This window comes from Pseudoalteromonas sp. S8-8 (genome assembly GCF_000497875.1).
GTDB classification, from domain to species: domain Bacteria; phylum Pseudomonadota; class Gammaproteobacteria; order Enterobacterales; family Alteromonadaceae; genus Pseudoalteromonas; species Pseudoalteromonas arctica.
Window position 1 is genome coordinate 15,433 of the sequence record NZ_AUTR01000040.1, and the last position, 13,774, is coordinate 29,206.

At 36.5% G+C, this 13,774-nt stretch carries 12 protein-coding genes and 1 tRNA gene; 10 read left to right on the plus strand and 3 right to left on the minus strand.

The annotated features are described in order from the left end of the window. From secG to L659_RS0114015, 3 genes are all read left to right on the plus strand, one after another. Nucleotides 1–354 (plus strand): preprotein translocase subunit SecG, encoded by a 354-nt coding sequence (secG, locus tag L659_RS0114005; protein WP_002962769.1) that lies wholly within the window; start codon nt 1–3, stop codon nt 352–354. Between the two features lie 81 nt (nt 355–435). Next, a tRNA-Leu gene (locus L659_RS0114010) sits at nt 436–520 on the plus strand. Nucleotides 521–718: 198 nt separating this feature from the next. Next, nucleotides 719–2,344: a methyl-accepting chemotaxis protein gene (locus L659_RS0114015; protein WP_024590962.1), complete on the plus strand. Its 1,626-nt coding sequence runs from the start codon at nt 719–721 to the stop codon at nt 2,342–2,344. A 442-nt stretch (nt 2,345–2,786) separates the two neighbouring features. Here L659_RS0114015 and L659_RS0114020 read toward each other — a convergent pair whose 3' ends face one another. After that, on the minus strand, nt 2,787–3,194 hold the full coding sequence (locus L659_RS0114020; protein ID WP_024590963.1) for a phosphate ABC transporter substrate-binding protein: 408 nt from the start codon (nt 3,192–3,194) through the stop codon (nt 2,787–2,789). A 12-nt stretch (nt 3,195–3,206) separates the two neighbouring features. Further along, nucleotides 3,207–4,361 carry a porin gene (locus tag L659_RS0114025; protein ID WP_024590964.1) on the minus strand — a complete coding sequence of 385 codons (1,155 nt, stop codon included), beginning with the start codon at nt 4,359–4,361 and terminating at the stop codon, nt 3,207–3,209. Between the two features lie 455 nt (nt 4,362–4,816). Here L659_RS0114025 and L659_RS0114030 point away from each other — a divergent pair, with 455 nt between their 5' ends. The 6 genes from L659_RS0114030 to L659_RS0114055 all read left to right on the plus strand — a co-directional run bounded on the left by L659_RS0114030 (nt 4,817) and on the right by L659_RS0114055 (nt 10,539). Continuing rightward, on the plus strand, nt 4,817–5,287 hold the full coding sequence (locus L659_RS0114030; protein ID WP_024590965.1) for a hypothetical protein: 471 nt from the start codon (nt 4,817–4,819) through the stop codon (nt 5,285–5,287). Nucleotides 5,288–5,339: 52 nt separating this feature from the next. After that, the gene (locus tag L659_RS0114035; RefSeq protein WP_010553857.1) at nt 5,340–5,816 is read left to right on the plus strand and encodes a hypothetical protein; all 477 of its coding nucleotides are present in this window, start codon (nt 5,340–5,342) and stop codon (nt 5,814–5,816) included. A 56-nt stretch (nt 5,817–5,872) separates the two neighbouring features. Further along, on the plus strand, nt 5,873–6,571 hold the full coding sequence (locus L659_RS0114040) for a fimbrial biogenesis chaperone (protein WP_024590966.1): 699 nt from the start codon (nt 5,873–5,875) through the stop codon (nt 6,569–6,571). 74 nt (nt 6,572–6,645) lie between these two features. Next, nucleotides 6,646–7,287 carry a hypothetical protein gene (locus L659_RS0114045; RefSeq protein WP_148664645.1) on the plus strand — a complete coding sequence of 214 codons (642 nt, stop codon included), beginning with the start codon at nt 6,646–6,648 and terminating at the stop codon, nt 7,285–7,287. A gap of 2 nt (nt 7,288–7,289) precedes the next feature. Beyond that, on the plus strand, nt 7,290–9,698 hold the full coding sequence (locus tag L659_RS0114050) for a fimbria/pilus outer membrane usher protein (protein ID WP_024590967.1): 2,409 nt from the start codon (nt 7,290–7,292) through the stop codon (nt 9,696–9,698). Then, nucleotides 9,688–10,539, plus strand: a complete 852-nt coding sequence (locus tag L659_RS0114055; RefSeq protein ID WP_024590968.1) for a hypothetical protein — start codon at nt 9,688–9,690, stop codon at nt 10,537–10,539. Before L659_RS0114050 ends, L659_RS0114055 begins: the two co-directional genes overlap by 11 nt. On the opposite strand, the gene L659_RS0114060 is transcribed toward L659_RS0114055, so the two are convergent. Next, nucleotides 10,529–11,119 (minus strand): LuxR C-terminal-related transcriptional regulator, encoded by a 591-nt coding sequence (locus L659_RS0114060; protein WP_024590969.1) that lies wholly within the window; start codon nt 11,117–11,119, stop codon nt 10,529–10,531. The two genes, L659_RS0114055 and L659_RS0114060, sit on opposite strands and share 11 nt — an antisense overlap. Before the next feature lie 408 nt (nt 11,120–11,527). On the opposite strand from L659_RS0114060, the gene L659_RS0114065 reads away from it, so the two are divergent. Beyond that, nucleotides 11,528–13,750 (plus strand): TonB-dependent receptor, encoded by a 2,223-nt coding sequence (locus L659_RS0114065; RefSeq protein WP_024590970.1) that lies wholly within the window; start codon nt 11,528–11,530, stop codon nt 13,748–13,750. Nucleotides 13,751–13,774: the final 24 nt, after the last annotated feature.

Genomic DNA, 13,774 nt, shown 5'->3' on the forward strand with positions numbered 1-13,774 from the left:
ATGTACGAAATTTTATTAGTAGTTTATTTAGTTGTGGCTTTGGCTCTAGTTGGAATGGTTTTAATTCAACAAGGTAAAGGCGCAGATATGGGTTCTTCATTTGGCGCTGGTGCATCAGGCACAGTTTTTGGTTCGTCAGGTGCAGGTAACTTTATGACAAAAACAACCACAAGCTTAGCAACGGTATTTTTTGTATTAAGCATTGTGTTAGGAAACCTAACTGCTGGTCAAATTAAAAAGACTGACGAATGGGAAAACCTAGAAGCAGCTCCAGCAGTAGAAACAGTAGTTCCTGTTGAAGAAGATGTTCCAGTAACATCTACTAAAGAGCAAAGCTCTGACGTACCAAACTAATTTAGCGTAAAGCTATCGTTAAACGATTTATAGTCCTCAAATAAATCACATGTTTAACAATTAAGCGAAAGCTTAAAAAATGCGGATGTGGTGGAATTGGTAGACACGCCACCTTGAGGGGGTGGTGCTTTAGGGCATGGGGGTTCAAGTCCCCCCATCCGCACCAAATTTAGAAACCAGTAGCAGTGATGTTACTGGTTTTTTTGTATCTGTAATTTATTGTGATTGTTTTTTGGACAGTGTGTGGTTGTTGTTAAATAATCCTTCTATTTGTTAGAAAAAACTAGAAATATTACAAATTTAGCTCACACTTATAGATATCAAGCCGATAATAAATATAGACAATAAAATAAGGTAGCACAGTATGGCTTCAGGCTTCTCTTTTCAAAACCTAAGCATAACAAAAAAAATACATGCAATAACATGCATTGCGGTAGTGGCTTTTATAGTGATCGTATTGATAAACTATTTAGCTATGAATGATAATAAGGTTTCTCTCGATGAAATGAGTAACTCATCGTATAAAGTTGTAAAAATAACGTCGCAAAACGTAGGGCTTTTAGAAAAACTTGATGAACTTTATACCCAAGCGGTTACGTTTGGTGAGCAAGACCTTATCGTTAAAGCAGACGAGGTATATCAAACTTTAGAGTCTAATATTACCTTAATAACGCAGCTTAATAACTCCTACATTAATAACGATATTATTAATGAGTTGTCAGATTATGAAAAAATATCCTCAAGTATTGCTACAGGTATGGTTAACGGTACTGCTGATTTTAGTAAGATTCAGCAACAAGCGCAGCTTAAAACAAGTTTATATGGATCTGTTTTAGAAAGTTTTAAAGGCGCTCAACAAAAAGCGGATAATCGTTTTTTTGAACTGGTTGCCAACACTAAAGCGCGCTCTGATGAAGCATTAACTCTAATGTTAGCTGTATCCATTATTTCATTAATTTTATTATTGTTTATGGCTATTTGGATTGCTAAGAATATAGGTTCATCTGCGAGTGATGCAGCTAACAACCTTAGTTTATTAGCAAGCGGCAATGGTTCTTTAAGCACACAGCTATCTGTTAACTCAGAAGACGAAATTGGCCAAGTCTCTATTAATTTTAACGCATTTATTTCCTTACTAAGAGAAACAGTTCTTGAAGTTATTGCTGTATGTGAGCCTTTAATGGAAAACTCAACACGACTAGTTCAAGGTATGGAACAAGCTGAGCGTGCTACAACAAAGCAAACCACTGATGCTGAAATTGTTAAGCAATCTATGGAAGAAATGAAGCAGAGTGTTGGTGATATATCAGAATCTGCTGCTAACGCTTCTCACGCTGCTGAAACGGCCGAGAAAGAAGTTGAACAAAGTCGTACACAAGTACAGATGTCAGTTACCGCTTCTCGTACGCTCAGTGATGAAATTAATCGAGCTGCAGGGACTATTAATAAGCTTGCGGACGATACAAAAAATGTATCGCAGATTTTGAATGTAATTACGTCTATTGCAGATCAGACAAACTTACTTGCTCTTAATGCTGCTATTGAAGCTGCACGAGCAGGTGAACATGGAAGAGGCTTTGCTGTAGTGGCAGATGAGGTTCGTGAACTGGCTTCTCGCACTGCACATTCTACTAATGAAATACGTGAACTATTGGGATCATTAACGACTGCCGCAAATGAATCTGTAGCTGCTATGACTTCAGCACGTGATATGGCAACAGATAATGCTACAGCCGCAGAAAAAACAGGTATTTCAATAGAGAAAATCGCAGAGCAAATGTTAGAAATTAATGGTATGAATTCGCAAATAGCAGCAGCAACTGAAGAGCAAACATCCGTTGCAGCTATGGTAGTAGATAATGTGTCAAATATGCATGTATCGTTCGAAGATACTATGGACTCACTACTTGCTGTACGCGACGTAGCCAAAAACCTACATTACCTATCTGATAACCTATTAGATGCAACCGCTAAGTTTAGAATCGAGTAAAGCTTAGTACTGAGCCAGTATAAAAATCTACCCTAGGGTTGATGCCAGTTAGTTAACCGCTGACTGGCTTTTTTGTTTGGATATCTGGTTTGACATACCTAGTATATGTCCACTCCCGCTTTATTAGTAATATGTGATGCTCTACTTTAGCTTACTATTGCTCTATTTATTTAGGGATACTCCCTGAGTTCTCAATAAACATAGTCTGAATTAAGTTAATAATATTAATTGCACACGTCGTAACACTCAGTTGACAGAAGTCTTCTGAATTGGGTGCGTAGCTATTGGCTAGAGAAAGTGTTGTAGTGGGTTGCAAAAAAAGGCCTCTGAATAAATTCAGAAGCCTTCATAAAGGAACCCGAAGGCCGGTTTATCGATTAGTTAAATATTTCTCAACCTATCTGTATTAACCTCTGGGTGGTTTTTTATATCAATTTCACTGCTAAAAGGTCGCAATAACTTTTACTTTATCGGTCACTTTAGCGCTATCAACATAGCCAATTGCATTTCCATTAGCTGCAACAAAATCAATAACAGCTTGGTCAGATGTTAGTTTTTCAGGCGGGGTACCTTTACCTGTAAATACAAGCTTTGACCAATATGCATTTAACTGACTGCTAGACTTACCCACTACTTTGTCGTTAAATTCATCAGCTACAGATGTACCGTCTTGATTTATAGGATTAACTTTATCGCCATTACTAAATGACTTACTTTTTCCCAGATAAATCTTTTTTATTGTGTCAGCATCTACAGAGCTAGCATTGCTTGGATTAATAATCACAGCAACTTCTGCAAATACATTAATTGAGCACAATGAAAGTGCACTTACTAAAATTAATTTTTTCATCATAAGCTCCAATTAAAAGACAAGATCTACACCAACAGCTACAACATCCGTCTCTGTATCAGTTATGTCATCTTCAAAACGACTAAAGTCGATCTTGAAAGCAGCGGAAGGATGAAAATCATAACGCGTACCAATTGTATACACATTACTTTGTGATTTAACTCCATCTAATGCGCTGTTTAGAGCACTATTTAGTGAAGGGATAGCTTGGATTTGATTGTAACGAGAGGACTCATGCTCATCGTCATTATCTTCATAAGTGAAGTGTACAATTACGTCATCCATTCTGTAACCAACAGAAGCATAATACTGAGTCTGTTTAGCTAAAAGGCTATTGTCAACTTCAAATTGAGTATACTCGGCATCAAATAACACATTGTTATAATCAATTGAAAAACCAATGCCAATAAACGTACCGTCGTCTTCATTAATATCAAGATCATCTGCTTGTGCTGTTAACCCGCTTTGACGCAATACGTTTTCAAGTTCATTTATTTGAGCACCAACTATATCGTCAGTATCATTCTGACCAAGTGCTATTGATGTGTCTGCGATTAAATAAGCAGCACGTGCACTAAACCAGTCATAAGATAGCGTCCAATTGATACCGGCGATATCAGTTAATTCAGCTTTATCATGGTAAGTGACGGCTTCAATTTCACCATCGAAGCTACCATAAATGACTTGTACTGTAGAATCCCAGTCACCAAGTTGCGAATTATAAAGTAAGCTTAACCCTTCGTAAGTAGAAAAAGGGATGCTGTATACTGACTCTGGTGGACGCACCCAACGGTATGCATAACCTACATCAATAAAGTCAGAATAACGGTAAAAAGGCACTCGCATTTTACCAGCGCTTAATTGAAACTCATCATTAAATTCATAAGTTAAGTAAGCCCACTCAAATTCTGCATCAAAATCATTATTACCACGAGCTACAATTTGTGCTGTCGCACTTAATTTTTCTTGTAAGTCAGTAGATAACTGCAGTGCAAACACACTTTCATTTTTAAACGAAATGTCATCATCATAGCCATAGCGGCCGCGATCATCTTCCAGACTTTTACCACCGACAATTGATGCAAAACCATTAATTCTTACCTCAGCACTAGCATAGCTAGATGCTAAAACTGCACATACAGCCACTGCTACAGATAGCTTTTTCATATGTTGTTCCTATTTGTTATTTACATGTTGATTTCTTTATTAGTATAAGTGCATAACGAGTATTTATCTAATAAACAGAATGGTTTAAAGTTTTTATTTAATTTTTAGTCAATATTATTTTGTTTTTTAAATTAATCAGGTGCGAATGTTTGTGTTTAAAAATGTTTAGTACTGGGGTTGGATATAAAGCATACGATTGGTGATTCTTGTTTATAACGTCTTAATGTAACTTACAAGCCGTAAGTATTGCATTTACTACCATATAGATTTGTTAACATTTAATTATAAGTGTTTTACATAAGTTATTTAGTTTAAATGTTTATATTTTATAGTGTTGCATAGTCGAAATTATTAATAAGTAAAGCTAGATATAAGCAAATAGAAACTTTCTAAACGGTGTTTTTATCATAAGATTACTCCTGTCTTAGCTAGGTTGTTCAAAGGAAATGGCGCTGATGAAGAAGCTAACTTGGTTTTTATTATGTTGCTTTGCAATGAATGCATTCAGTAATGATGAAGTAAGTTTAACTCTGGTAGGTCATATTTCACCAGTGTGCGGCTTTACTACTCAAAATAACAACCTTCAGTTTTCTTCAGATGGCCTTGCGAGTACAAAGCTAGTGATTAATTGTAATTCACCTATGCGAGTATCAATGCAATCTGAAAATGGTGGCCTGCGCCACCAGCAAAGTACTCAAATAAATGCTTATAATATTAATTGGTCAATAGAGGGCGTTTCAAGCGACGTTTCCGCAACAGCACTTGAGCTCAAATCTATGTACAATTTTGATGTTGATAAGATTTTATTTAACAGTGTAGCTAAATTACAGTTAAAACTAGATGAGCCTTTAATTTATGCCGGAAGCTACCAGGATGTGCTTCGCATAGAAATGACACCATCGGTTGTATCTGGTGGAGTTTGGTAAACACTAACTATAAAATATAAACAAATATGTCACATGGATAAGGAATATTAAAATGAAAAAGTTAATCGTGTTATCAGCAATTGCAACTCTAACATCTGGCGCAGCATTTGCTGAAAACCTTAATGTTGGTGGTGCAGTGTCATCGGTTTGTGCAGTGAGTAATATTAACACAACACAATTCTTCCAAACATTAACAAATGGTGCGACTAAAAACGTAGGCTTTGATTTGCAATGTAACGATGCCGATGGTGCTACTATGTCATTAACGACATCTGAAGGGCATTTACAGAATGCTGATCAAGAAAATCAAGGTGTTGGCTACACAGCAATGTTAACTGCAGACGCATTTAATTTTACACTTTCAGCTGAAAATGGTCAAAATGATCAGACAGAATCGCAAAGTCAGCCTGGTTCGTCAACGCTTGCTGCAGGAGGAGTCACAGGTAATATTTTATTAACTGTGACTCAAGAGCCTGTTTATGCCGGTACTTATGCAGATACGCTGATGTTGGCAATAACAGCTAACTAATTAGCATAATAAAAGGCAGTAATTACTGCCTTTTAATTTAGCAGGAGGGACTCTATATGCGTTATATCTTTTTAATGATACTTTTACTCAGCTCTTATTCTACACTGGCTTTTCAAGTTAAACCAATGGTCGCAGAGCTTGAATCATCAGGTAGCCAATCACAACAAACAATTCGTATATCTAACCCTTCAGATAGTTCTTTAACTATTGAGATATCAGCTTTTGATTTACTAATAGCTTCCAACGGTGATGAAACATTAAAAGCGAATGAAGAAGACTTTTTAATTATTCCCATGACTACAATTATTCCGTCCGGGAAAAGTCAGTCGGTAATTGTTCGATATATTGGCGAACCAATGTTAGAAAACTCAAAAGCATACCGAATAGCTATTGATCAGGTATCTGTTGATTTAGAGAAAGCGGGGCAATCAGGCGTTGGTATGTCAGTTAGCTTTAGAACTTTGTTTAATGTGGTGCCTAAAGGTGCTGAGGCAAAATTATTAATTAAAAATAAACGCCAAGTAGATACAGAAACATGGAATGTGCTTCTGGAAAATACAGGCAATAAATATATTCGCTTATCGCAGGCACAGTGGCTTATTAAAGGCGATGATCAAGAGCTATTATTAGAAGGGACCGAATTGAGTAAAGCATTGACTGGAAAAATTTTATTACCAAAATCTAGCCGTGAGGTCTCAATAAAAATTCCAACAAAGTTTAATGCAGCTAGTAGTGATCTAGAGGTCAATTTTTAATGCTGCGGATATGCAGTTACTTTCTTATATATGTAATTGTAATTGCACCGACCTTTGCTGTAGAAGTAACGCCTATGGTGGTTACTTTCTCCCCTGATAGTCGTTCAAGTAACGCTTCTAGCTTGGTTCACAATCAGTTACCAAGAGACATTGCTTTTGATATACAAATTTACGAAATTGACTTTTCTCAAGGCACGCCTAAATTAATTTCTTTAGATGACTCTCCATTGTGGGTTTTTCCTCCATCGCTATTTTTGCAACCAGGGCAAAGCCAGCAGTTGCAATTTAGATGGTTAGATAAAAAACTTCCTAGTACAGATAAAAGCTATCAAGTTAGTTTGATTGAGCAGCCCATTGCAAAGCAGTCTATAAATAAACAGTCACAACTTACGATGCTGTTAAATGTAAATTTAATTGTTCATTTGGATCAACCTCGATTAGTTCCTAAACTGACTATAAAAGAACCTCATGTTGAGGATGGCTTTATCGTCACTGAAGTATTAAATGAAGGAAAAGGGGCAGGACGATTAAGTGATTATGAAATAAAAATCACTAAAAATAAAACCCTGAGCGATCGAATTTTAAAAGATCAATTAAAAGCAAACGGATACGATGTTTTTTTTGCTCCTCATAGCACCAGTGTCATAAAAGTCCCTATGCCACAATCTTTACAGGAAGGAAGTTTAAATCATCTACGTTTAGTGCTGGCTCGCTAGTTATGCGAGTTTTATTATGCATATTTTTATTGAGCTTTACTCAATTATGTTATTCAAAAATTAACCCGTCTAAAAGAACCATCGAACTCAGCGTTGAAGCAGAACTGAATAAAAATGCTATTGGTAAATTAACTCTTGCAGTTGACCCAAATGATAATTTATCACTTAAATGGAGTGAAATTAAAGTTTCATTCGAACGACTTTTATTTTCAGAAGATTTTGATTCTTTAGAGTTTAAAGTTAATAATAATGTTATTGATACAAAAGCATTAGAGTCATTTGGATATAATATTTCATTCGATATGAGTGATTTTAGCTTAGAAATATCAGTACCTCTTAGACTGACTCGCCCTCAACAGCTAAGTTTAAAATCTGATTCAAGGAATTTAACAGCATCGGAACCCGCTAAACTAAGTGGATTTGTTAATGCTTATTCAAGTTATTTTTATCAGCAAGATAAAGGCGAGGACACAACAGATGAGCTCTTAGCTATTCGCTCTGAAATGGTAGTGAGCTGGGAAGGGTGGGTTTTAGAAAACGAAGTGGAGTATTTATCTGAAGTGACTCCTACTTCATCAAATATTAGGCGCTTAGGTACTCGTATAATACATGACCTACCGCTTAGTGGGTTACGTATATCAGTCGGTGATAATTATAGTTCAGGTAGTTATTTTCAATCAACAGCACGGGTACTCGGTTTGTCGCTTTCACATGATTTTTCGCTAGTTTCTGACAGACCTATCAGACCCAGTGCTTCTCGTAGCTTTACCTTAGAGAGTCCATCCTCTGTAGAGGTGTTAGTTGGCGAACGTATAGTACAAAAACTTAATTTAGCCGCAGGTATATATTCTCTTGATGATATTCCCCTTAATGAAGGAAGCAATAATATTACTCTGAGGATCACTGATATAGCAGGAGTTGTGCGTTTTGTTGATTTTGACGTAACGACAGGTTTAGATCTTTTTGCTCAAGGGCAACTTGAATATGAGTTTCATTTAGGCGTTCCTTCACGCTTAGGTAGTGAGCTAGATTATGATTACGACGAGCCACTAGCCAGCTTTTATCTTGATTATGGCATTACACCTAGCTGGACAGCGGGTGCGGCAGTACAGGGTGATGAGTATTCTCAGCAGGTTGGTTTTAAAAATATTTATGCAGCTAAAATTGGACAGATTGCGTTTGAAAATGCGATAAGTTTCAATGAAAAAACAGGCCATGCTTATCGCATTGTTTATAGTAACTATAGAAATCATAGTGATAATAACACTGACATAACGGTGGGTTATGAATACTCATCAAGATATTTTACAGGACTTGGTTATCGGCCTGATTCTCAATCTAGTTCTCGTTTAAGAGAGCATTATATTCAGGCTAATTATAGTTTTTTTTGGGGCGATAATACGCAAACATCTTTTTTTACAAGCTTATCAAGGTCATATGATGAAGCTCAATTTGATAAATCAATTGGGGTTAGTCTTTCTGGTGAGATCGATAATAGCCAATGGAGATATAGTTTAGGTGGGCAGTGGGAGGGTCTCGCTGAAGAAAGTCAATGGGATGTAAGGTTGTCTGTCACTTATAAGTTTTCTAATACTCGACGGGCTAAATTATCTCATCAATCTAGGCGTGACAAAACACGTTTAGAATTCTCTCAAGATAGTAATCAGCGCTATGTTGGAGCTTTGAACATAAGAGCTGGGCTTGAAAAAAATGATCAAAATGAAGCTATTTTTGATTTAAATACTCAATATAACGCGAATCGTTTTGTTATGAACTTTGATCATGGGAGTTTTTACGAGCAATTTAATGAGGACTCAGCTTACCATCAGAGCCGATTAAGCTTGGCGTCAAGTATAGCATTTGCAGATAAGAGTTGGGCTGTTGGGAAACCCATATACGATAGCTTCGCTTTAGTAAAACCTCACTCTAGCCTTAAAGGAAAAAAAGTTATATTGGGGCAATATGAAGATGAATATAGGGCCGATAATGAAGACTTCGAGACTATTTTATTGAACGATATAAGTTCATACGCCTCAACCAACGTTGCAGTCGATATTGATAACTTAGCGCCAGGGTATGATATAGGTTCTGGTATTATTACTCTTTATTCACCTTATCGAACGGGTCATGCAATTACAATAGGGACTGCCGCTAACATATCAGTCATTGCAACGCTGTACGACCAACAAAAAAAGCCACTATCGTTACAGGTTGGAACGGCTATTTGTTTAGATAATAGTAGTAAGAAAGAGCATACATTTTTTACGAATAAAAAAGGACGATTTGCATTAACAGGTTTAACCGCCTGTAATTATGAAATTACACTTAAGAATGCAGAAAAGTCACATTTTACGATTGAAGTATCTGAAGGTGAACAATTACAGCGCAAAGGAGCTATTTATGTACAATAAAAAAGTAAGTTTATTATTGGGTGGTTTAGCACTATTTATTTTTACGCCTTTAATTCATGCGCAATGTGCTGCTAGGTTCGATAAGGTTGAACATATTTATGATGATTTTGAAAGCTACCATGCCTTACAGCAAGTAGACTCTAAGAAAGAGCTACGTATAAGCGTTATTAATGATGAGAGTTGTCAATTACAGCTCTTGATTACAAGTGAGAACCAAGCTCAGTTGAAAGGGCAATTTCAAAGTGTTCCGTACCAAATGCAAAGTATACAGAGTCAGTTAGTTAGCACATCAACTTTAAAGTTGAGCTTTACTAATTCTTCGACGATATTGTCGTTACTAATACCATCAGGAACGCCGATTAAAGCTGGTGTCTATACAGATAGACTCCAAATGAAATTATACGATCAGGGGAGCAAGTTGTTAGATGAACGAGAATATAGCATTCAAGAAAATATTGTGCCTAGAACAAGTCTTTCTGTACTTGGGTATAATACATTTTCAAATACTATTAATTTGGGAGAGCTAATACCGGGTAAGGAATACACTATGTTACCTAGTTTACAAGTTGTTACTAATTCAGATATTCAATTATCTGTAAGTTCAGATAATAATGGTAAATTAATACACAGTCTCTATAGAGATAAATATGCAATTAATTACAGTCTAGAGCTGGCAGGAAGTTGGCTTGAACTAAATAACGTATCACAACATAAATTCTCATATTCAGGACAAACCGTTTATTTGTTACCTTTGAAAATTCAACTAAATGATTTTGAAAGGCAAGCTGCCGGTGAATATTCTGACATAATAAGGTTTCAAATAAGTCCGCTTAATTATTAACCTTATTTAAGTTTTTTTGGCACCAAAGTAATGCTTGTTGTTTATTTTTCACAGCAATCTTTTGATACACTTTATGTAAATGGACGCGAACAGTAGCCTCACTGATAAATAGGGTGTCTGCAATTGCACTTGAATGTAAGCCAGAAAATAATAAGTTTAATACTTTCATTTCTTTGCAGGTTAAGTTGTTTGATTGCAGCGTAGTTTGTTGTTCACTCGCTAGCATTTGCCTCATCCAATCATCGGTTACTGCACGAGGGAACCATAACTTTCCTTGTTCAATGGCTTCTAATCCTTGTTGAAGTAGTACTTCGTCAGTGCCTTCGTAAAACAATCCTTTTAAATTTGGCCACTCTTTTAATGCCAGTACATCGCAGTCTTTTGGGACATCAAAAATTACCAGTCCTTGGTGACCATTTTTTAGCATGAATTGATTAATAAGTTCATAATTGGTAATGACGTTTAAAGCTTGATAATTAACAAGTAAAACGTTGAAGTCAGCTGCAACACAAAAAAGTGAAGTGTAATTTGGATTTGTGAAGCATTTGAGGCTTTTATCAGCTGTGTTTTCGATATTCATAATATTCTATCCATAGACTACATTTTAGTACTATATTCTTATTTTTAGTTAATTTCAATGGTAGGAGAATGTGTTGCAGCTCTTTTTTTATACACTAAAGTACATGTGTAAAGTACGTTTTATGTGCTTTTTAAAATTGTATTTATGCGGTTTTTTGTTTTAAAACAGCTTTTTAGTGAGGTTGATATTAATGTTCTTTATTTATGATAATCCACCTAAAGCTAACAATGCCTGAATTACTTTTATTCTTTATACACTTATTTAAATATTTTATACATTTCTTCACAATTCTGTCATATAATACCCATCCAGAGGAAAGATGCATTACGCATCTTTTTTTATGCCTGAAATTTATACTCTTAAGTATAAATGCATAACTAAATCACACGGTATCCTTTGGAGAATATTTTGAAATTACGTAACCTCTCACAGCTAAGTCTAGCAATTTTTGCTGCACTCACTACCTCTGTAAACGCCGAAGAAACTAAAACAACAGCTAAACAAGACGCATTTGAAAAGATAGAAGTCACAGCTCGTAAACGTACAGAGAGCCTGTTTGAATCTCCAACCGCTATCACTTCAATTGGCGCTAACCTAATTGATAAAGCCAATATGAGTAACCTAGAAGATATTGGTAAATATGTTCCAAACTTAAATATTACCCGCTATGGTGTGGGCAATTCAGCGCATGCGTCTGTATTTATCCGCGGTATAGGTTTGCAAGATCACATAATAACTACCGATCCGGGTGTGGGTGTGTATCTTGATGGTGTGTACTTAGGTCGTCAAATGGGTTCTAACTTATCATTACCTAATGTTGAGCGTGTTGAAGTGCTTCGTGGCCCACAAGGTACTTTATATGGCCGTAATACATTAGGGGGCGCTGTAAATGTAATTACAAAGCAACCTGGTGATGAAGGTATTGTTACTACTGCAGCTAAGCTGGGAAGCCGAGGACGTATTGCCGGTGATGTTTATTTTAATAACTCACTAACAGATGATGTAAGTATGTCTGCAAGTGCATCGTACAAAACACGTGATGGTGTGGGCGAAGCTGTTAATTTAGCAAACCCAGAAAAAGAAATTGGTGAAGAAGAAGAATTTAGTGGTCGTGTTGCACTTAAATGGCAAGCAAATACCGACTTAGCATTCACTTTTTCTTTAGATGGTGTTGATAACGAATCTGGCCAATCGCCTTATACTATTGAATTGACAGACCCACTAGACTCAAATGATGTTTTTAATGGCGACTTCCCATTATTGACTCAAGATTTAATTCCATCAGACCCTGATGATTTAGGCACAACTGTTGCGGGTATTGAATCTACCTCTTACTCAGGTTGGGGCACATCGTTTTCAGCCGACTGGGCAATTAACGATACTTATACCACTAAGTTTATCTCAAGCTACCGTACATCTGAGTATGAAGGTGGCCTAGATGATGATGCATCACCTTTAAACTTGTCTGAGTTTCCAGAGGAGGGCGGTGCTGATCAGTACTCATTTGAAGTTCAGCTAAATGCAACATTCGATAATATGGACTTTGTATCTGGTCTTTACTTTTTTAATGAAGATGGCTTTACACGTTCAGGCCCGTTTGTATTTAGCCCATTTAATACACCTAATGGCTTGTTGAATGATGGTGTAACAGAATCATTTGGCGGTTACGGCGAATTTGAAATTAACCAAGAAACTAATTCGTATGCAGCATATATAAATGCCAGCTACGATTTAACTGACGATTTAACGGTTGGTGGTGGCCTTCGTTATTCAAAAGATAAGAAAGATGCAAATGCTATATTCCCATCATTTCCAACTCGTAAATATGTAAGTGCAGATTTTGATGCAGTTACATGGGATGTAAATGCATCTTATCAGCTTAGCAATAATATGAATGTTTATGGCCAGATTCAAAAAGGCTATCAAACAGGTGGTTTTCCACCGCGTCCATTTGGTGGACCAGATCAATTTGTATCGTTTGACGAAACAAAAGCGATTAACTACGAAATGGGCTTAAAAGGCCAAGTACACGAAAATGTATCTATGATGCTTGCGGTATTTGTGACTGATTACACCGATTTAGCATTACCGTTTTCAGATCCAACAGCGGGTGGTGGCTTTGTAACAATTGTAGAAAATGCGGGTCAATCTAAAGCGCAAGGTATTGAGCTTGAAACAACTGTTGCTATTACCGATGACTTTACTATTCGTAGTGCAGTTGGTTATTTAGATTCTGAAATAACAGAAGTGGCTGAGGGCGTACAAGGCATAGGTAAAGGCGATTCACCAGCACTGACGCCACGCTGGACTGTCATGGTTGCACCTTCTTACTTTATGGATTTAGAGAGTGGCGCAACACTTGCGTTTAATGCTAATTATTCGTATCGCAGTGAAATGCAAGGTCAATCAGTTTACAACCAAAGTGAGACCATTGATTCTCGTGAACTAGTTGGTTTTAATATTTCGTACACTAATCCATATGGCGATATGGAAGTTACACTGTATGGTGAAAACGTTCTAAACGAAGTTTACGATGTTGGTCGCCTACAACAATCAGGTTTTGTTGGTGTAATGCGTAGTAATGACCGCAGTGAATTTGGTTTGAAATTCAAAAAAGATTTTGAGCTATAAACTAAAATCAAGTAAATAAAATTC